Annotated in this window: 13 protein-coding genes; 3 read left to right on the top strand and 10 right to left on the bottom strand. The window is 62.6% G+C overall.

Annotation, left to right across the window (positions count from 1 at the left end; all coding sequences use genetic code 11):
- The first annotated feature begins 158 nt into the window (after positions 1-158).
- Entirely contained in the window at positions 159-503 is a 345-nt protein-coding gene (locus tag JQK88_RS07950) for a hypothetical protein (protein WP_192256487.1), read from the top strand.
- 41 nt (positions 504-544) lie between these two features.
- Here JQK88_RS07950 and JQK88_RS07945 read toward each other — a convergent pair whose 3' ends face one another.
- The 4 genes from JQK88_RS07945 to JQK88_RS07930 form a co-directional block, all read right to left on the bottom strand.
- Positions 545-2,164 (bottom strand): ABC transporter ATP-binding protein, encoded by a 1,620-nt coding sequence (locus JQK88_RS07945; protein ID WP_192256485.1) that lies wholly within the window; start codon positions 2,162-2,164, stop codon positions 545-547.
- A gap of 17 nt (positions 2,165-2,181) precedes the next feature.
- A complete protein-coding gene (locus JQK88_RS07940) occupies positions 2,182-3,309 on the bottom strand; it encodes an ABC transporter permease (RefSeq protein WP_192256483.1) in 1,128 nt (375 codons plus the stop codon).
- Positions 3,302-4,225, bottom strand: a complete 924-nt coding sequence (locus JQK88_RS07935) for an ABC transporter permease (protein ID WP_192256481.1) — start codon at positions 4,223-4,225, stop codon at positions 3,302-3,304. Before JQK88_RS07935 ends, JQK88_RS07940 begins: the two co-directional genes overlap by 8 nt.
- Before the next feature lie 174 nt (positions 4,226-4,399).
- A complete protein-coding gene (locus JQK88_RS07930; RefSeq protein WP_192256479.1) occupies positions 4,400-5,992 on the bottom strand; it encodes a peptide ABC transporter substrate-binding protein in 1,593 nt (530 codons plus the stop codon).
- A gap of 290 nt (positions 5,993-6,282) precedes the next feature.
- On the opposite strand from JQK88_RS07930, the gene JQK88_RS07925 reads away from it, so the two are divergent.
- Together JQK88_RS07925 and JQK88_RS07920 are read left to right on the top strand one after the other, a co-directional pair.
- Positions 6,283-6,729, top strand: coding sequence for a TadE/TadG family type IV pilus assembly protein (locus JQK88_RS07925; RefSeq protein ID WP_192256477.1), 447 nt, complete (start codon positions 6,283-6,285; stop codon positions 6,727-6,729).
- A complete protein-coding gene (locus JQK88_RS07920) occupies positions 6,729-8,498 on the top strand; it encodes a pilus assembly protein TadG-related protein (RefSeq protein WP_203278006.1) in 1,770 nt (589 codons plus the stop codon). Before JQK88_RS07925 ends, JQK88_RS07920 begins: the two co-directional genes overlap by 1 nt.
- Positions 8,499-8,637: 139 nt before the next feature.
- Here JQK88_RS07920 and bglA read toward each other — a convergent pair whose 3' ends face one another.
- The 6 genes from bglA to glgB all read right to left on the bottom strand — a co-directional run bounded on the left by bglA (position 8,638) and on the right by glgB (position 19,146).
- The gene (gene bglA / locus JQK88_RS07915) at positions 8,638-10,275 is read right to left on the bottom strand and encodes a beta-galactosidase BglA (RefSeq protein WP_203278005.1); all 1,638 of its coding nucleotides are present in this window, start codon (positions 10,273-10,275) and stop codon (positions 8,638-8,640) included.
- Positions 10,275-12,275: a glycogen debranching protein GlgX gene (gene glgX / locus JQK88_RS07910; RefSeq protein ID WP_192256471.1), complete on the bottom strand. Its 2,001-nt coding sequence runs from the start codon at positions 12,273-12,275 to the stop codon at positions 10,275-10,277. The genes bglA and glgX overlap by 1 nt, the downstream gene beginning before the upstream one ends.
- A 199-nt stretch (positions 12,276-12,474) precedes the next feature.
- Positions 12,475-14,103, bottom strand: coding sequence for an alpha-D-glucose phosphate-specific phosphoglucomutase (locus tag JQK88_RS07905; RefSeq protein WP_203278004.1), 1,629 nt, complete (start codon positions 14,101-14,103; stop codon positions 12,475-12,477).
- A gap of 3 nt (positions 14,104-14,106) precedes the next feature.
- Positions 14,107-15,552 (bottom strand): glycogen synthase GlgA, encoded by a 1,446-nt coding sequence (gene glgA, locus JQK88_RS07900; protein WP_192256467.1) that lies wholly within the window; start codon positions 15,550-15,552, stop codon positions 14,107-14,109.
- A 78-nt stretch (positions 15,553-15,630) separates the two neighbouring features.
- Positions 15,631-16,896, bottom strand: coding sequence for a glucose-1-phosphate adenylyltransferase (gene glgC / locus JQK88_RS07895; RefSeq protein ID WP_192256465.1), 1,266 nt, complete (start codon positions 16,894-16,896; stop codon positions 15,631-15,633).
- A gap of 36 nt (positions 16,897-16,932) precedes the next feature.
- Entirely contained in the window at positions 16,933-19,146 is a 2,214-nt protein-coding gene (glgB, locus tag JQK88_RS07890; RefSeq protein ID WP_203278003.1) for a 1,4-alpha-glucan branching protein GlgB, read from the bottom strand.
- Positions 19,147-19,193: the final 47 nt, after the last annotated feature.

The raw sequence follows: 19,193 nt of genomic DNA, 5'->3' as shown, positions 1-19,193 counted from the left end.
TCAGTAGGCTTCTCCCGACATCCCACAAGATACCTTAAAGGCAACCCGGCCGTATCGGCGTCTGGCGTCGCCATGGTGTTTTGACGAGACAACCATCCGCGCTACCTCGATAATGGGACAACCGCCGAAACAGCGGCCCGAAACGAGGTGTGCGGAAGATGAATTTGTTGATTTCAAGCGCGGGCCGGCTGTCAGCGCTGCTTGCTCTGTCGCTGGCGACAGGCTGCTCATCGCTGGGCGGTACGGTCAACCCGGCGAAATACGACAGCATGACATGCGCCGAGCTCAACAATGCCGTGGGCGATATCGCGCGTGAAATCTCGCAAACCGCCATCACCCGCGGCAAGGTCGCCAACACCAGCGTGCCGAACTGGCTGCTCGGCGGCGCACGCGTCAAGACCGCCGTCGCCAACCGTGAGACGGCCAGGATCGAAAAGCTGAAGCAGCGGGAAGAGGTGATTGTCACGACAAGAGCCGGCAGATGCCCCAAGTCAGCGGGCTAAGCGAACTGGCCCTGCCCTGACAATCTGCTTCACTTCACGCCTCAAGCACTCAACCGGAACCGCGTCACATCGATCGCCGCGTTCATCAGCGTCTGTGTGTAGGCTGCCTGCGGGTTGCTGAATATCTCTTCCGTCGGGCCTTCCTCGACGATCTTGCCTTGCTTCATGACGATGATGTAGTCGGCCATGGCGCGCACCACGGCGAGATCGTGGCTGATGAAGAGGTAGGACAGTTCGTGGTCGGCCTGCAGCTTGCGCAAGAGCTCGACGATCTGTTTCTGCACCGACCGGTCGAGCGCCGAGGTCGGCTCGTCCAGCACCACCAGTTTAGGCTTCAGGATCATGGCGCGCGCGATGGCAATGCGCTGGCGCTGGCCGCCTGAGAATTCGTGCGGGTAGCGGTTGCGGGCATTGGGGTCGAGGCCGACCTCGAGCAAGGCCTCGACGGCGCGCTGATCGCGTTGCTTGCCTGACAGGTTCGGCTCATGCACCAGAAGCCCTTCGGTGATGACCTGGCCGACAGTCATGCGCGGCGACAGCGAGCCGAACGGATCCTGGAAGACGAGTTGCATCTCACGCCGCAGCGGCCGCATTGCCTGGCGGTCAGCGGTGGAAATATCCCGATCGCCGAAGCGGATGACGCCGTCGCTCGGCAACAGCCTGAGCAAAGCGCGGCCGAGCGTCGATTTTCCCGAACCGGATTCGCCGACAATGCCGATCGTCTGGTTGCGCTTCAGCCGGATCGAAATGTGGTCGACGGCGCGCAAAAGAAGCGGTTCGCCGGCGAGGAAGCCGCCGCCGATCTTGAAGGTCACTTCGACATTCCTGCCTTCGAGCAGCACCGGCGCGTTGGCCGGCGGCGGTGCCTTGGTGCCGGTCGGTTCGGCGGCCAGAAGCATTTTCGTATAGGCATGCTGCGGGTTGGCAAATAGCGCTTCGGCCTCGCCCTCCTCGACCACCTCGCCATAGCGCATGACATAGACGCGGTCGGCAAAGCGCCTGACAATGCCGAGGTCGTGGGTGATGAAGACGATGGCCATGCCGAGCTTGCGCTGCAGTTCGGCGAGGAGCGTCAGGATCTGCGCCTGGATGGTGACGTCGAGCGCCGTCGTCGGCTCGTCGGCGATCAGAATATCGGGGTCGTTGGCCAGCGCCATGGCGATCATGACGCGCTGGCGCTGGCCGCCCGACATTTCGTGCGGATAGGATTTCATCCGCCGTTCGGGGTCGGGAATATGCACCAGCCTGAGCAGCTTGAGCGCCTCCTCGCGCGCCTCGGCCGCGTTCAGCCCGCGATGCTTGCGGATCGGTTCGATCAGCTGGTTGCCGATCGAATAGAGCGGATCGAGCGAGGTCATCGGCTCCTGGAAGATCATGCTGATCTTGGCGCCGCGCACCTTGTTGAGGTCGCTCTTGGTCATGGTCAAAAGATTGCGGCCGCGATAGTCGACGTGACCCGTCGCCTCGCCGTTGGAAGCCAGCAGGCTCATTGCCGCCATCATCGTCTGGCTCTTGCCGGAGCCGGATTCGCCGACGACGGCGACGGTCTCGCCGGCATTGACGTGGATGTTGATGCCTTTGACGGCTTCGACGGCGCCGTCGAGCGTGCGGAAGCGGACGCGAAGGTCCTTGACGCTGAGGATCGTTTCGGGAGTTGCCATGTCAACGGTTCCCATCTTTATCGATCTCTCGGGTCGAGCGCGTCGCGCAGGCCGTCGCCGACGAAATTCAGTGCAAACAGCGTCGAAACGAGGAAGAAGGCCGGGAACAAAAGCAGCCAGTTGGCGGTGCCGATGTTCTTGGCGCCGACCGAGATCAGCACGCCCCAGCTGGTCATCGGCTCCTGCACGCCAAGGCCGAGGAAAGACAGGAAGCTTTCCAGGATAATAACCTGCGGCACCAAGAGCGTCATGTAGATCACCACGGGTCCGAGCAGGTTGGGAATGACATGGCGGAGCAGGATGCCGCGCTGGCCAACGCCCATGGCCTCGGCGGCCTGGACATATTCCTGACGGCGGATCGACAACGCCTGGCCGCGCACGATGCGCGCCATGTCGAGCCACAGCACCGCACCCACCGCCAGGAACATCAGCACGAAGTTGCGGCCAAAGAACACCACCAGCATGATGACGAAGAAGATGAACGGCAGCGAATAGAGCACGTCGACGATGCGCATCATCACCTCGTCGATCTTGCCGCCGGAAAAGCCGGCCGCCGCCCCGTAAAGGACGCCGATGACCACGGCGACAACACCGGCAAGCAGGCCGATGGCCAGCGAAATGCGCCCTGCCATCAGCGTGCGCGACAACAGATCGCGGCCGGTGTTGTCGGTGCCGAACAGGAAATACTGCTGTTTGACCGACGCGGTCATTGTCAATTCGAGCCCGTCGGCCGATTTGCTCTCTATCTTGGTGTTATCGAAGGCATCGGAGCGGTCGAGATAGCGGATGTTGCGCTCATCGATCGGTTTGGTCGAGGTGACGGTGACGGTGACGCGATCGCCGTCCTGTTTCCATTCCTTGATGTCGACGCGCATGCGCTTGATCGCATCGTCAAGCGCCGTCTCGATCATGTCGGCCCGTGGATAGGGGCTGAAGCTCGGCGGCGTGCGCACATAGTCGGCATAGATGGTGGTGTATTGATGCGGTACGAACCAGGGGCCGAACACGCTGATGACGCCAATGAAGGCAAGGTAATAGAGGCTGAACATGGCGGCGCGATTGGCCTTGAGCCGCGCCCATGCGTCGCCCCAGAGCGAGCGGCCGACAACGGCCGGCGGAGCGGCGGTGGCTGCGATATCAGTCATAGCGCACCCTCGGGTCGACGACCGCATACATGACGTCGACGATCAGGTTGAAGACGATGGTGAAGAGCGCGATCACCACCACGGTTCCCATCACCAGCGTGTAGTCGCGGTTGAGCGCGGCATCGACGAAATAGCGGCCGACGCCAGGAATGGAGAAGATGGTCTCGACGATGACCGAACCGGTGAGCAGCGCCGCGGCCGCCGGACCGGTGAAGGACACGATCGGCAGGATGGCGCCGCGCAGCGCGTGCTTGACCACCACCGACCAGTCCGACAGGCCGAGCGCCCGCGCCGTTCGGATATGATGCGAGCGCAAGCTCTCGATCATCGAACCGCGCATCAGGCGGGCGACAATGGCGATCTGCGGCAAAGCGAGCGTCAGCACCGGCCCGATCTTGTTGATCAGTGCGCCGTCGCCCCAGCCGCCGATCGGCAACAGCTTCCAGGTCAATCCGAACACCAACTGGATCACCGGCGCGATGACGAAGGTGGGGATGGTGCTGCCGGCTGTCGCCAGCGCGATGACCATGTAGTCGCCAACCTTGTTCTGGTTGAGCGCGGCAATGGTGCCGAGCACCGAGCCGAGCAGAAGCGCCAGGATCAGCGCGGAGGTGCCGAGCTGGACCGAAATCGGCAAGCCCTTGGCGAAGAGTTCGGTGACGGTGAAGTCAGGCAAATTGTAGCTCGGCCCGAAATTGCCGCGCAAAAGATTGCCGAGATAGTGGGCATATTGCAGCCAGAGCGGATCGTCGAGGCCGAACTGAGCTTCCAGATTGGCCCTGATCTCGGGGCTCAAGCCCCGCTCCTGATTAAACGGACCGCCTGGTGCGACGCGTATCAGGAAGAACGCCATCGTCACGATGACGAATAGCGTCGGTATGGCGGTCAGAAGCCGCCGGAGAATATATCGCAGCATCGGCGCCCCGCTTCGGCCAGAGCGCCACACGTCCATGCGGACGCATTGCCACGCTCCGGCGCTCCAAATCTTCGCACCGGGCTTGCCGAAAATCGACCACGACTTTCGGACCGATGCGATGACCGACCAGCCCGCCGCGCCCGGATGAGGCGCGGCGGTCCAGTCAAGGATGATTCAGTCCTTGGAGATGAAGCGGGACGGATGGATGTCCATCACATTGTCGTCGAAGCCATGCAGCTTCGAGGAAACGATGTCGTGGAAGCTGTAGTAGAGAAGCGGAATGTTACCGACGTCATCGACAAGGATGCGCTCGGCCTCAGTGAGGTCCTTCATGCGCTCTTCCGGCTTGCCGCCAGCGGCAGCGGCCTTGTCCATGGCTGCCTCGTATGCAGGGCTGTTGTAGTTCGAATAGTTGTTGCCGCTCGCCTTGCGTGTGATGCCGAGGAAGGTTTCCGGATCCTTGTAGTCGGCGATCCAGGCGGCACGCGCCACGTCGTAGTTACCCTTCTGCTCAAGGAAGGAATAGTGGGTCTTGGTATCGGTGTTGAGCAGCGTGATCTCGACGCCAAGCGGCTTCAGCTGTTCCTGGATGGCAACCGCGGTGTTCTTGTGATTTTCAGAGGTGTTGTAGCGGATCTCCATCTTCAGAGGATGCTCAGGCGTATAGCCGAGTTTCTCGAGGATCTTCTTGGCGGCGTCCTCGCGGTCGATCTGCGACATGTCGGCGTATTTAGCCATTGCCGGGGTGTAGCCCGCGATGCCCGGAGGCACCATCGAGTAGCCAGGCAGCATGGAATTCTGCCAGACCTTCTCCGCGAGGAAGTCCCGGTCGATCGCCATCGAGATGGCGTTGCGCAGCTCGACATTGTCCCACGGCGCCTTGTCGGTCTTGATCGCATAGTAGTAGGTGCCGAGATACGGTCCGACACGGACCTGATCGCCGAACTTGGTCTTGAGGTCAGCAAGCTGTTCGGTAGGCAGATCGCCGTAGCTGTCGAGTTCGCCGGCCTCGAAGCGCTTCATCGCCGACGAGCGGTCTTCGGTCGGGATGTAGTTGACCACGTCCATCTTGACGGTCGCGGCGTCCCAGAATTTCGGATTCTTGACCAGCTTCATGTGGTCGTTGGGAATCCACTCAGCCAGTGTATAGGCGCCGTTCGAAACGAGATTGCCCGCCTTGATCCAATCGGCGCCGAGCTTGTCGATCGAGGCCTTGTTGACCGGATAGGTGGCCTGGTGGGTCAGCATCTCGAGGAAGTATGGCGTCGGCGCCTTCAGCGTCACTTCCAAGGTGTTGGCGTCGATCGCCTTGACGCCCATATCCTCGGGCTTGCCCTTCTTGGTGTTGACTTCCTCGGCGTTCTTCACGGGATAGAGCATGGAAGCGTATTCGGCGGCGGTCGCCGGATCCTCCAGCCGACGGAAGGAATAGACGAAGTCGTCCGCCGTCACCGGGCTGCCATCCGACCACAAGCCGTCCTTGCGAAGCTTGAAGGTGTATACGGTGCCGTCATCCGATACGGTCCAGCTTTCGGCGGCGCCCGGAATGAGGTTCGTCTTCTGATCGTGCATGACCAGTCCCTGGAACAGGTCGCGTATGATATCGGCTTCGTAGACGGTCGAGGTCTTGTGCGGATCGACCGTCTCCGCTTCGGCGGCGCTGCCTCTGTTATAGACGGTCTCGGCAAGGGCCGGTGTCAGGAACGTGCCTGCAGCAAAGGTCATGGTTGTGGCGACCAGCGTCGCCTTCAGCATATTTTTCAGCATGAAGTCTCTCCCTGCGGCGCGGCTTAGCTGCTCGCGCCTTTCGAGTGTTAACGCCCCGGAACCGATTTCTGGCCCCTTTGAGCGCGCCGCCGGTTCCCTTTCCGGCAGCTGGTGGCAGGACACTAGACAGACGGAAATATTATTTCAACCGCCCGCTGCTTGACGTAGAGTTAGTAGTCCCGCGCTAAAATAGTGCCAGCTAAAATTCAGATGCCACTCAACTGGCTGCACCTTGCGGTTGCTTTATCGATTTTCTGTTTCTGCAAGCGAAGTTTGGCATACTCGGCAGTATGCTGCAGAACCCAAAACTCCCCGCTTTGTGGTGTCGTTTCCGGGCGAACGCCTCGGGGACCTCGGCGATCGAATTCGCCATGCTGGCGCCTTTGTTCATCCTGCTTCTACTCGGAATGGTTGCATATGGCATCTATTTCGGCGCCAGCCATTCGGTCCAGCAAATCGCGGCGGATGCGGCGCGAACGGCGATTGCGGGGCTGAACGCCACTGAACGCAAGACGCTGGTGACCAACTTCATCAACAACGATGTCAATGGTTATCCCTTCGTCGATGCCACGAAACTGACGGTCGACGCCAAGGACAGCGTCGCCGATGGCAGTCAGTTCGTGGTCTCGGTCAGCTACGACGCACGGAATTTGCCGATCTGGAATCTGTTCCCCAATCTGGCGATGCCGGGAATGACCATTCAACGCCAATCGACGATCCGGGTCGGGGGCATCTGATGCGTAGTACCGTTGCTGGAATGTGGCAGATATGCCGGCGGCTGCTGCGCGAGAAGCGGGCCAATTTCGCTGTCATGACGGCGCTCTGCGCGCCCGTCGCGCTGGTCCTGACGGGGTTCGCCGTCGACCAAGGTGCGCTATTCAACGAGCGCCGCGCAGCGCAGTCGATCGTCGACCTGGCGGCGATCACTGCTGCGGCCAATCTTGCCAACGTTGAAACGGCGGTGCTGACGACGCTGAAAGACAATGGCATCAGCTCGGTTGCCGTGCAGAAAGACGGGACAACCGTCGCGCCAACAGCCACCAAGGCGGTGGTCCAGATTGTGCCGGGGCGCTACACCGGTTTGAGTTCGATCGCCGCCGGCAGCCGGTTCGAAGCGGGCAAGCTGCCCTACAACGCCGTGCGCGTGTTCCTGAAGAAGCAGGGCACGCTCTATTTCGGCGCCTCGCTCATGGCCCCACCGGTCATCGGCACGACGGCCACCGCAAACGCCCAGGCGCAAGCGACATTTTCGGTCGGCTCGAGGTTGCTCAGCGTCAATGACGGCCTGCTCAATGCGCTCCTCAAGGGACTGGTGGGCGGCAACATCTCGCTCAGCGTGATGGACTATAATTCCCTGATCGCGGCCGACATCAACGTGCTTTCCTTTGTCGACGCGCTCGCGGTTCAGTTGAACATGACCGGTGTATCCTATTCGGATGTGCTGGCTTCAAAGGCGAGCATCGGCCAGATCGCAACCGCCATGGCCAATGTCCCAGGGCTTGGCAACACGGCCAAGCTGGCCTTGCAGTCGGTGGCCTCGAAGGCCACCAGCACGGTCCAGATTCCGCTCAGCCACCTTGTCGACCTCGGCTCGGTCGGCCGCCTGGGTCTCGGGCAAAAGCCCTCGGGTCTGGGTGTCGATACCAGCGCCATGGGAATGCTGACGGCCGCAGCCTCCCTTGCAAACGGCACCACCCAGGCCCAGTTCGACCTTGGCGTCACCGTGCCTGGCCTCACCGCCACGACGCTCAACGTCGCCATTGGCGAGCTGATGCAATCCTCGCCATGGCTGGCTGTCGGCGAGGCCGGCACCGTGGTGCGCACCGCGCAGACACGCATCAAGCTTCTGGCGTCGGTCACTGTCGGCAACAGCAATATCGGCGGCGGCACCAGCCTGCTCTCCGTCACCCTGCCGCTGCATATCGAAATCGCCTACGCGGAGGCCAAGCTGACGGACATAAGCTGTCCGACGGGCCGTCCCGAGAGCATCAAGGTCACGGTAGCCACAACTCCGGGTGTCGTAGAGGCGCATCTTGCCGCCAGCAGCGCCGACGGCAATCCCGGAGCCTTCGCCGACTTCACCAAAGATGAGCTTTTCTCCATTACCGAAATCGCGGCAGTGAAGCTTTTGCTCGTCCCGCCCGTGTCGGTGAAGGGCTCGGCGGCATTTGCGATGAAAAACATCAATCCGACCAACCTTGTCTTCGACTATGCCAATATCACCGCCAAGACGATCAAGACTGCCTCGACGCAGAACCTGACGCAGTCGCTGACAACGTCGTTGGTCAGCGATCTGTCGCTGACGGCCAACGTGCTGGGCCTGCCGATCAACCTCAGCACTCTGCTGGGAACCGTGAAGCCGCCGGTGGTGGCGCTGCTGAACAGCGTGACGGCGCCTGTCGACACGTTGGTCTACAATGTGCTCGCAGCGCTCGGTGTGAGCGTCGGCCAGGCCGATGTCCGGGTCACCGGCGCGACCTGCGGCCGCTCCGTTCTGGTGCAATAGGCCCGATCTCTAGGTTAGAGCAATTCCAGGAAAAGTGTGTGCGGTTTTCCCGGGAAAAGCGCGTAGCGCTTTCCCTTGGGAATTGCGTGAAAACAAAGAGATAGAGCGGTTCGCCGTTTCCGTGAAACGGTGAACCGCTCTAGCCGGTTCGTCCGACAAACCAGCCCAGCGCCGGCAGGGACAGCCCCTCCTCCTGTAGGACCACACCGCCACCCGGAGCTATCGCCACGACGGGCCCGAAATCCGGCGGCAGTGGCCAGTCGGCCGGCTCGTCGGCGAAATTGAAGACGCAGAGCAATGTCTCGCCCTCGCCCTGCCTGATGAAGGCAAGGACATCGCCCTCGGTATCGAGAAAGCGGATCGCCCCCTTGACGAGAGCCGGATATGCCTTGCGCAAGGCCAGCATCCTCCGGTAGCCGGCGAGCACGGAATTTTCGTCGCCATTCTGGACGTCGACCGCCCGGGCGCGCTGGATTGCAGGCACCGGCAGCCAGGGCTTGGCCGAGGAAAAACCGGCATTGTCGGCGCCCGCTTCCCAGACCATCGGCGTGCGGCAGCCGTCCCTGCCCTTGACCGTCGGCCAGAAGCGGATGCCGAAGGGATCACGCAGATCCTCGAAGGTCAGTTCCGCCTCCTGCAGCCCAAGCTCCTCGCCTTGATAGAGGCAGATCGATCCGCGCAGGCAGGCGAGCAGAGCGATCGAGAATTTCGCCACCGCATCCGGATCGCCGCCGGGCCGCGTCCAGCGGCTGACATGGCGCACGACATCGTGGTTGGAAAACGCCCAGCAGACCCAGCCATCGGCAACCGCTGTTTCAAACGCCTCGACGCAGCCGCGCACATGGGCAGACGAGAATTGCGCGCCGAGCAGGTCGAATGTGTAGCACATGTTGAGCTTGTCGCCGCCGGAGGTGTAGGCGGCCAGCGTCTGCAGCGAGCGGCCTTCGTCACCGACCTCGCCGACACTGGCGCGGCCGTCATACTCGTCGAGCAGAGCGCGAAAGCGCCGGAGGAAACCGAGGTTCTCCGGCTGCGACTTGTCGAACAGATGTTCCTGGAAGAGATAGGTGTTGGTTTCGCCATTGGTGCCGGCGACGCTCGACGCCAAAGGCGGATTGCTGCGCAGCCAGCGGTCATGGACATAGTAGTTTACCGTGTCCAGGCGGAAGCCGTCGACGCCGCGGTCGAGCCAGAACCGCACCGTGTCGAGCAGCGCGTCCTGGACCTCCGTTTTGTGGAAATTGAGGTCGGGCTGTGAAGCCAGGAAATTGTGCATGTAGTATTGCCGGCGGGTCGCGTCCCAATCCCAGGCAGGGCCGCCGAAGACCGACAGCCAGTTGTTGGGGGCGTTGCCATCGGGTTTGGTGTCGGCCCAGACGTACCAGTCAGCCTTGGGGTTGTCGCGACTCGATCGGCTTTCGACGAACCATTCGTGCTTGTCGGAGGAATGCGACAGCACCTGGTCGATGATCACCTTCAGGCCGAGCCGGTGCGCCTCGGCCACCAGCGCGTCGAAATCCTCCAGGGAGCCGAACATCGGGTCGACCGCCTGATAGTCGGATACGTCGTAGCCCATGTCGGCCATTGGCGACTTGAAGAAGGGCGACAGCCAGACGGCGTCGACGCCGAGCGAGGCGACGTGCGCCAGTCGCGATGTGATGCCTGAGAGGTCGCCGCTACCGTCGCCGGTGGTGTCCTGGAACGAGCGCGGGTAGATCTGGTAGATGACGCAGCCGCGCCACCAGTCGGCCCCCTGCTCTGCATTGTCGTCGGCCATCACGAACCCTTCCTGGCGCGGGCCTTTGCGGTCCGGCGCTCGATCATGAAACTGACACTGCGGCCGGGCAGCGGGCGCGCAAGGTCGATCGCCTGCGTTACAACAGCCGGCTGCCATTGGAACCCTTCCCGCACGGGCAGCGTGAAGACGCATTGGCGGCGGTCGCCATTGACGATGACGGCCAGGCGGCCTTCCGCTGTATTGCCAAGCAGCATGATGAGACGGTGGCGCGCGGCGTCGTTCCAATCGGCTTCGCCAAGCGGCGCGCCGGTCTCGGTCAGCCAGGCGACATCGGGCACATCGGAACCAGTCGGCGGCTCCCCGGTCAGGAAGCGCGTGTCAGAAAGCGCTGGCGCAGCGCGGCGCAGTGCGGCGAGCGCCGACACATGGGCTTCCAGCACGAGGTCGCGCCCGGCCCAGTCGAGCCAGGTGATGGCGTTGTCCTGTGCGTAGGCGTTGTTGTTGCCCTTTTGCGTGCGGCCGAATTCGTCGCCCGCCGTCAGCATGATCGTACCGCGCGAGGCAAACAAGGTGGCGAGCAGCGCCCGGCAGTCACCGGAACGGGCCTCGGCAACCGCCTTGTCAGGGGTCTCGCCCTCGACGCCATTGTTCCACGACAGGTTCTCATTGTGGCCGTCGCGGTTCTTCTCGCCATTGGCCTGGTTGTGCTTGGCCTCATAGGCGACGATGTCGGCGAGCGTCATGCCGTCATGCGCGGCGATGAAATTCACCGTGCGGCTGGCGCTGCGCCGTTCTTTGGCGAAGACATCGGACGAGCCGGCAAGCCTTGTCGCCAACGCACCGACGGCGCCTGCATCGCCACGCCAGAAGCGCCTGACGTCGTCGCGGTAGCGGTCGTTCCATTCCAGATATGGCGGGCGGAAATCGCCCAGCTGATAGCCGTTCGGGCCAATATCCCAGGGCTCGGCGATCAGCACCCTATCGGCAAGGATCGGGTCGCCAGCAATGGCTTGAAGCAAGGGTGCTTCCGGATCGAAAATGCCATCGACGCGGCCGAGGATCGGCGCCAAATCGAAGCGGAAACCGTCGACGCCGGCATAGCGGACGAAATGGCGGAGCGTGTCGAGCACCATCTCCCGAACGATCGGATGGTCACAGGCGACCGTGTTGCCGGTGCCGGTGTCGTTGGCCAGCCTGCCGCCCGGCTCGTGCCGGTAATAGGCGCTGGCATCGAGGCCGCGCAGCGATAGCGTCGGGCCGAGCCGATCGCTCTCACCGGTGTGGTTGAAGACGAGATCGAGGATGGTGCCGATGCCGGCCTTGCGCAGCGCAGCTACCGTGTCGCGCAATTCGGTCAGGCCGCCCGGCGCCAGGCGCGGGTCGAGGGCCATGAAGGTGACCGGGTTGTAGCCCCAGGCGTTGCTCAAGCCGAGCGGCGGCAGATGCCGCTCGTCGATCCATCCCGTCACCGGCATCAGTTCGACGGCGGAGACGCCGATCTTTTTCAAGTGTTTGATGATGGCGGGATGAGCAAGTGCCGCGATGGTGCCGCGCTGCACTTCCGGCACGTCGGGGCGCAGCCTGGTGAAGGAGCGGACATTGAGTTCGTAGATCAGGCCGCCGGGTTTGAACAGCGGCGGCTTGGCCGGCACGACCTTGAGCGAAGCCACGGCAATTGCCTTGGGCATGAGCTGCGCGGTGTCGGCGCCTTCGTTGCGTTTGGCCGTGAGCCGCCAGTGATACTGGTACGGCCGGTCGATTTCGATGGCGTAGGGATCGGTGAGCAGCTTGTCGGGATCGAACCACAGGCCGCGTTCGGGCGCATAGTCGCCATCGGCGCGAAAGCCATAGCGGGTGCCGCCGGCAAGGCCGGCGACTGACAAGGCAAAAACGCCCTCGCCGTCCGGCTGAAGCTCAAGCCGGTCGGTTTCGTGGGTGCCGGTGTCGTCGAAGATCGACACCCAAAGACGCCGTGCCGACGACGACCAGGCGGCGAAGCGGATGCCATCGCGGGTGATGGTTGCGCCGAGATGGGTCATGGGCGCGGCTTTCCTTCTCCCCTTGTGGGAGAAGGTGGATCGGCGCGCAGCGCCGAGACGGATGAGGGGTGCTGGAAGGAATGAGGCATTGGTGCTTGAAACGATGGTGTGCGCCAAGCTGGAGCACCCCTCATCCGGCCGAGCTTCGCTCGGCCACCTTCTCCCACAAGGGGAGAAGGAGAGGCGCGCCGCACCACTCTCAAGTAATCACGCTCGGCTTGTTGCGGCCGGTATGGCTCTTGATCCCCGCAATATCATCCGCCGCCGCAATCAAATCGGCGAGCGCCTCTTGCGTGTCGAGATCGTGCCTCGCCCTGTCCGGCTCGTAGCGCTCGATATAGACGCGCAGCGTCGCGCCTGAAGTGCCGGTGCCCGAGAGGCGGAAGACGACGCGCGAGCCGCCTTCGAACAGGATCCTTATGCCCTGGTTCTTGCTCACCGAACCGTCGACCGGATCGTGATAGGCGAAGTCGTCGGCGTTGGCGATCTTCAGGCCGCGCACGCTGGTGCCAGGCAGCGAAGCGAGCTTGGCGCGCAACTCGTCGACCAGGGCATTGGCGCGTTCGGTCTCGACCTCTTCATAGTCGTGGCGCGAATAATAGTTGCGGCCATAGGTCGCCCAATGCTCGGTGACCACCTGCTTGGCGCTTTCGCCGCGCACCGCCAGGATATTGAGCCACAACAGCACCGCCCACAGTCCGTCCTTTTCGCGGACATGGTTGGAGCCGGTGCCGGCACTTTCCTCGCCGCAGATCGTTGCCATGCCGGCATCGAGCAGATTGCCGAAGAACTTCCAGCCGGTCGGCGTTTCATAGATGCCGATACCAAGCTTTTCGGCGACGCGGTCGGCAGCGCCGCTGGTCGGCATCGAGCGGGCGATGCCTTTGAGACCGTCCTTGTAGCCCGGCGCCAGTTGCGCATTGGCGGCAAGCATCGCCACCGAATCCGAGGGGGTGACGAAGATGCCCTTGCCGATGATCAAATTTCGGTCGCCGTCACCATCGGAGGCAGCGCCGAAATCCGGCGCGTCCGGACCCATCATCTCGTCATAGAGATGCTTGGCGTGGACCAGGTTGGGGTCGGGGTGATGGCCACCGAAATCCGGCAGCGGCTTGTAGTTGCGGCAGGTGCCGTTCTCAGCGCCAAGGCGGCGTTCGAGGATTTCCTTGGCATAGGGACCGGTGACCGCATGCATGGCGTCGAAGCGCATGCGAAAGCCGTATTTGAAATTGGCGCGGATGGCGTCGAAATCGAACAGGCTTTCCATCAGCTCGGCATAGTCGGTGACCGGATCGATCACCTCCACCGTCATGCCGCTGGCCTCGACGGTGCCGATCTTGTCGATGTCGATCTGGTCGATGTCGGCGATCTTGAAACTCGAAATCGTCTTGGTCTTTTCGAAGATCGCGTCGGTGAGCTTTTCCGGCGCCGGGCCGCCATTGCCGGCATTGTATTTGATGCCGAAATCCTCATGCGGGCCGCCCGGATTGTGGCTGGCCGACAGAATGATGCCGCCGAAGGTCTTGTATTTGCGGATGACATGCGAGGCGGCCGGCGTCGACAATATGCCGCCCTGCCCGACCATCACCTTGCCGAAGCCGTTGGCTGCCGCCATGGCGATCGCCTTCTGAATGACCTCACGGTTGTAGAAGCGGCCGTCGCCGCCGATCACCAGCGTCTTGCCCTTGAAGCCATCGAGCGCGTCGAAGATCGACTGAATGAAATTCTCGGCATAGTGCTCCTGCTGGAAGACAGGCACCTTCTTGCGCAGGCCGGACGTGCCGGGTTTCTGGTCAAGATAAGGTTTGGTTGGAACGGTTCGGATCATGCTTCAGGCAACCCTTTTCGAAAGCAACAGGCGGTAGAGTTCAACGTATTTGTCGGCGCTCTTGTCCCAGGAGACATCGGCTTTCATGCCCTGGCGCTGGATCTGTTCCCACACCGCCGGACTCGCATGCGCGTCGACCAGCCGGCGGATGGCGTGCAGCATGGCGCCGCCATTGTTGGGCGCGAACTGGAAACCGGTGGCTACACCTGCCGAGATCGCGGCTTCGTTGGCGTCGATGATGGTGTCGGCAAGGCCGCCGGTGCGGGCGACGACCGGCACGCAGCCATAGCGCAGGCCGTAGAGCTGGGTCAGCCCGCAGGGCTCGAAGCGCGACGGGATGACGATGGCGTCGCAGCCGCCTTGCATGGTGTGGGACAAGCCCTCGTCGTAGCCGACGACAACGCCGACGCGGCCGCGATGGCGAGCGGCGGCGGCAAGCAGCGCGCCTTCGAGGCCGGCGTCACCCGAGCCGAGGATCGCCAGCCGCGCGCCGGTGGTGACGACGCCGTCGACCACCGCTGCCAGTATGTCCATGCCCTTTTGCCAGGTCAGCCGGCTGATGACGCAGACGATCGGGCTGTCGTCGTGCTCCAGATTGAAACGGTCCTCGACAACCGTCCGGTTGGGAAGGCGAGCCTTGAGCGTCTGCGCGGAATAGGCCGACACCAGATGCTTGTCGGTCTCGGGGTTCCAGATGTCGGTGTCGATGCCGTTGACGATGCCGTAGAGGTCCGAGGATCGCATGTTGATCAGGCCGTCGAGGCCCATGCCGAATTCGGGCGAGCGGATTTCCTGCGCGTAGGTCGGGCTCACCGTGGTGATCGCCCAGGCGGCCTGCAGGCCGGCCTTGAGGAAGCCGACGCCGCCATAATACTCAACGCCGTCAAGCGCCATCGCCACCGCCGGCAGGCCGAGCTCACCGAAGATGCCGGCGCCGAACTGGCCCTGGAAGGCAAGGTTGTGCACAGTGATCAGCGACGGCACCCCGACCGCCTTGCCGTATCGCATATAGGCCAGCGTCATCGCCGACTGCCAGTCATGGGCGTGGACGAGATCGGGCTGGTAGCCGGAAATGGCGCCGCCGGCGATATCGCCGCCGACCTGGCTCAACGCCGCGAAACGCCGCCAATTGTCGGGCCAGTCGGCGCCGGCCGCGTTGCCGTAGGGGCCGCCGGGGCGGTCGTAGAGATGCGGCGCGTCGAGCACGAACAGGTCGAGCCCGGCAATCTTCACGGCATGGACTGAAGCCTTGCCGCCCTGCAACAGCGGGTACTGGTAGACGGCCTTCCTTTTCTTGAAGGCGTCCATCACCTGGGGAAAGCCGGGGATGAGCGTGCGCATCGTCACGCCCTTGGCGGCCAGAGCGATCGGCAATGCGCCGGTCACGTCGGCCAATCCGCCGGTCTTGATCAGCGGGAAGATTTCGGGCGTGACCGACAGAACCTGCATGCGTTTCTGATCCTGTCTAACTCTTTGTTTTGCGCAATTCCGGACGGAAAACCGTTTCACACTTTTCCTGGAATTGCTTCATAGCTTCAGCTTGTCGATCATGTCCTGCGTGACCAGGCAGATACCTTTTTCCGAAACGCGGAAGCGCTTGGCGTCGAGAGCCGGGTCTTCGCCGACCACCAGCCCTTCCGGTATCCTTACACCGTGGTCGATGACGACGCGCTTCAACTTTGCGTTCCGGCCGACATGAACGTCGGGCAGCATGACGACTTCTTCCAGCGTCGAATAGGAGTTGATGCGTGCGCCGGTGAAGATCAGGCTCTTCTTCAGCGAAGCGCCTGAGACGATGCAGTCGCCTGACACCAGCGAGGAGACAGCCGAACCGCGGCGGCCTTCCTCATCATGAACGAACTTTGCCGGCGGCTTCAATTCGGCATAGGTCCAGATCGGCCAGTCGCGGTCGTAGAGGTCGAGTTCCGGCGTCACGTCGGTCAGGTCGATATTGGCTTCCCAATAGGCGTCGACGGTGCCGACATCGCGCCAGTAGGCCTCATTCTCGGCGGTCGAGCGCACGCAGGATTTGGCGAAGCGATGCGCGATCGCCTTACCGTGCTGGACGATGTAGGGGATGATGTCCTTGCCGAAGTCGCGGCTGGAGCCCGGCTCGGCGGCATCGCGGCGCAGCTGTTCCATCAGGAACTTGGTCTTGAAAACATAGATACCCATCGAGGCCAGGGCGAATTCCGGTTTGTCGGGAATGCCGGGCGGATCGGCGGGCTTTTCGACGAAGGCGATGATGTTGTCCTTGCCGTCGACATGCATGACGCCGAAGCCAGTCGCTTCCATGCGCGGCACTTCGAGGCAGCCGACGGTGACGTCGGCATTGGCGTCGACGTGCTGGCGCAGCATCAGCTCGTAGTCCATCTTGTAGATGTGGTCGCCGGCGAGGATGACCATGTATTCGGGGCCATAGGCCTCGATGATGTCGATGTTCTGGTAGACGGCGTCGGCGGTGCCCTCATACCACTGGGTTTCCGAGACACGCTGGCTGGCCGGCAGGATGTCGAAGCTTTCGTTTCGCTCCGGCCGCAGGAAGTTCCAGCCGCGCTGCAGATGGCGGATCAGCGAATGCGCCTTGTATTGGGTGGCGACGCCGAGGCGGCGAATGCCGGAATTCAGCGCATTGGAAAGCGCGAAATCGATGATGCGCGTCTTGCCGCCGAAATAGACAGCGGGCTTGGCGCGCCGGTCGGTCAATTCCTTGAGCCGGCTGCCGCGGCCGCCGGCCAGCACATAGGCCATGGCATCGCGCGCCAGCGGCTGGGTTCTCTTCAAGTCTGCCATTTTTTACCCTCCCAAATTACCAGTCTGGAGCACTGCTCACTCCGCAACGAGTTCAAGCATGATCGTCGACAGCGGCGGCAAAAGCATCGTTGCCGATATGCCTCCTCCCTCCGCCCTGGCTTCGACCACGCCACCATTGCCCTTGCCCGAACCACCATAGTCCGAGGCGTCGGTGTTGATGATTTCGCGCCATTTGCCGACGTTGGGCAACGGCACGCGATAATTGTCGCGCGGCACCGGCGTGAAGTTGGAAATGACGGCGATGGGATTGCCATCCGGCGCACTGCGCAGCCAGGCGAAGACCGAGTTTTCCTTGTCGTCGACGATCAGCCAGGAAAAACCGTCCGGCTCGCAGTCGCGCGCATGCAGCGCCGGGCGCGAACGGTAGAGATAGTTGAGGTCGCGCACCGTCTGCCAGACGCCGCGATGCGGGCGGAAGTCGAGCAGGTTCCAGTCGAGCGCGCGCGCCTCGCTCCATTCGCGGCGCTGGGCGAATTCCTGGCCCATGAACAACAGCTTCTTGCCGGGATAGCCCCACATGAAGGCGTAAAAGGCGCGCAAAGTCGCAAATTTCTGCCAGTCGTCGCCGGCCATCTTGCCGAGCAGCGTGCCTTTACCGTGCACGACTTCGTCGTGAGAGAGCGGCAGCACGAAATTCTCTGAAAAGGCGTAGGTCAGGCCGAAGGTTAGGTCGTTGTGGTGGTGCTTGCGGAAGATCGGCTCCTTGGCGAAATACTCCAGCGTGTCGTGCATGAAGCCCATGTTCCACTTGAAGCCGAAGCCCAGCCCGCCTTCATGCACCGGCGCCGAGACTTTCGGCCATGAGGTCGATTCCTCGGCGATCGTCATCACGCCGGGATGGTGGCCGTAGAGCTCCTTGTTCATCTTTTGCAGGAAGGAGACCGCTTCGAGGTTTTCGCGGCCGCCTTTCTCGTTGGGGATCCATTCGCCGGCTTTGCGCGAGTAGTCGAGGTAGAGCATCGAGGCGACCGCATCGACGCGCAAACCGTCGACATGGTATTTCTCGGCCCAGAACAGCGCATTGTTGACCAGGAACGACACCACCTCGCGGCGGCCGAAATTGTAGATCGCGGTGTTCCAGTCGGGATGGAAACCCTTGCGCGGATCGGCATGCTCGTAGAGCGCGGTGCCGTCGAAATTGGCCAGGCCATGCGCGTCGACCGGGAAATGCGCCGGCACCCAGTCGAGGATGACACCGACGCCGGCGCGGTGCGCACCGTCGACGAAACGGGCAAAGCCGTCGGGGTCGCCGAAGCGCGCCGACGGGGCATAAAGTCCGGTTGTCTGATAACCCCATGACGGGTCATAGGGATGTTCGGAGATCGGCAGGAATTCGATGTGGGTGAAGCCGGTTTCGACGGCATAGGGAATCAGCTGGTCGGCAAGTTCGTCCCATGACAGGAAGCTGCCGTCGTCGTGCTGCTGCCACGAACCGGCATGGACCTCATAGATCGAGATGGCTTCGCGCCGGGGATCGGCCTTGCGCCAGTAGCTGCGATGCGCATCGTCGCCCCATTCATGCGCCGGCGGCACCGCCGTCACCGAAGCGGTGGCCGGGCGCAGCTCGGATTTGAAGGCGAACGGATCGGCCTTGAGCGGCAGGCGCACGCCGTCGGGGGCGATAATCTCGTATTTGTAGGGCTGTCCGGCGCCGATGTCGGGAATGAACAGCTCCCAGATGCCGGTGTCACGGCGGTCGCGCATCGTGTGCCGGCGGCCATCCCAATCGTTGAAATCGCCTACGACCGATACGCGCCGCGCATTGGGCGCCCAGACGGCGAAATGCACGCCCGAGGCGCCTTCATGGTCGATGAGATGGGCGCCGAGCTTGTCGAACAGCCTGAGATGCGACCCTTGGGCGATGTAATAGTCATCCATCGGGCCGAGCACCGGGCCGAAGGAATAGGGATCGGTCAGCCACCAGTCGCCGCCGGCATTTTTGGCGTGATAGCGCAGCGGCTGGCGTTTGCGGATCGAAACCTTGCCCTCGAAGAAACCGGCATCGTCGCGGCGTGAGAGTTCACCAACCTCCTTGCCGGTCAACGTATAGGCGGTGACGAACTCGGCATTGGGCACGAAGCAACGGGCGACGAAGCCCTTGCCGGCTTCATGCACACCCAGAACCGCGAAGGGATCTCCATGCGTACCGGCAACAATCGCCGCGACATCGCCGGCTGGTGCCAGCCCGTCCGGCCCGCTTGTCGCAGCGGTCACGCGCGGTTTCCTCATCAGCCGATTTCCCTCCCGGGGAGCCAGTTCTTGTTCTTGTGCATAAG

Source organism: Mesorhizobium caraganae, from assembly GCF_016836705.1.
GTDB classification, from domain to species: Bacteria; Pseudomonadota; Alphaproteobacteria; order Rhizobiales; family Rhizobiaceae; genus Mesorhizobium; species Mesorhizobium caraganae.
This window is presented reverse-complemented; position numbering and strand designations above follow the sequence as displayed.

Bases quoted from the DNA above. Each gene is read 5' to 3' on its own strand.
- JQK88_RS07950 (WP_192256487.1), top strand. From the start codon at position 159: ATGAATTTGTTGATTTCAAGCGCGGGCCGGCTGTCAGCGCTGCTTGCT.
- JQK88_RS07945 (WP_192256485.1), bottom strand. From the start codon at position 2,164: ATGGCAACTCCCGAAACGATCCTCAGCGTCAAGGACCTTCGCGTCCGC.
- JQK88_RS07940 (WP_192256483.1), bottom strand. From the start codon at position 3,309: ATGACTGATATCGCAGCCACCGCCGCTCCGCCGGCCGTTGTCGGCCGC.
- JQK88_RS07935 (WP_192256481.1), bottom strand. From the start codon at position 4,225: ATGCTGCGATATATTCTCCGGCGGCTTCTGACCGCCATACCGACGCTA.
- JQK88_RS07930 (WP_192256479.1), bottom strand. From the start codon at position 5,992: ATGCTGAAAAATATGCTGAAGGCGACGCTGGTCGCCACAACCATGACC.
- JQK88_RS07925 (WP_192256477.1), top strand. From the start codon at position 6,283: ATGCTGCAGAACCCAAAACTCCCCGCTTTGTGGTGTCGTTTCCGGGCG.
- JQK88_RS07920 (WP_203278006.1), top strand. From the start codon at position 6,729: ATGCGTAGTACCGTTGCTGGAATGTGGCAGATATGCCGGCGGCTGCTG.
- bglA (WP_203278005.1), bottom strand. From the start codon at position 10,275: ATGGCCGACGACAATGCAGAGCAGGGGGCCGACTGGTGGCGCGGCTGC.
- glgX (WP_192256471.1), bottom strand. From the start codon at position 12,275: ATGACCCATCTCGGCGCAACCATCACCCGCGATGGCATCCGCTTCGCC.
- JQK88_RS07905 (WP_203278004.1), bottom strand. From the start codon at position 14,103: ATGATCCGAACCGTTCCAACCAAACCTTATCTTGACCAGAAACCCGGC.
- glgA (WP_192256467.1), bottom strand. From the start codon at position 15,552: ATGCAGGTTCTGTCGGTCACGCCCGAAATCTTCCCGCTGATCAAGACC.
- glgC (WP_192256465.1), bottom strand. From the start codon at position 16,896: ATGGCAGACTTGAAGAGAACCCAGCCGCTGGCGCGCGATGCCATGGCC.
- glgB (WP_203278003.1), bottom strand. From the start codon at position 19,146: ATGAGGAAACCGCGCGTGACCGCTGCGACAAGCGGGCCGGACGGGCTG.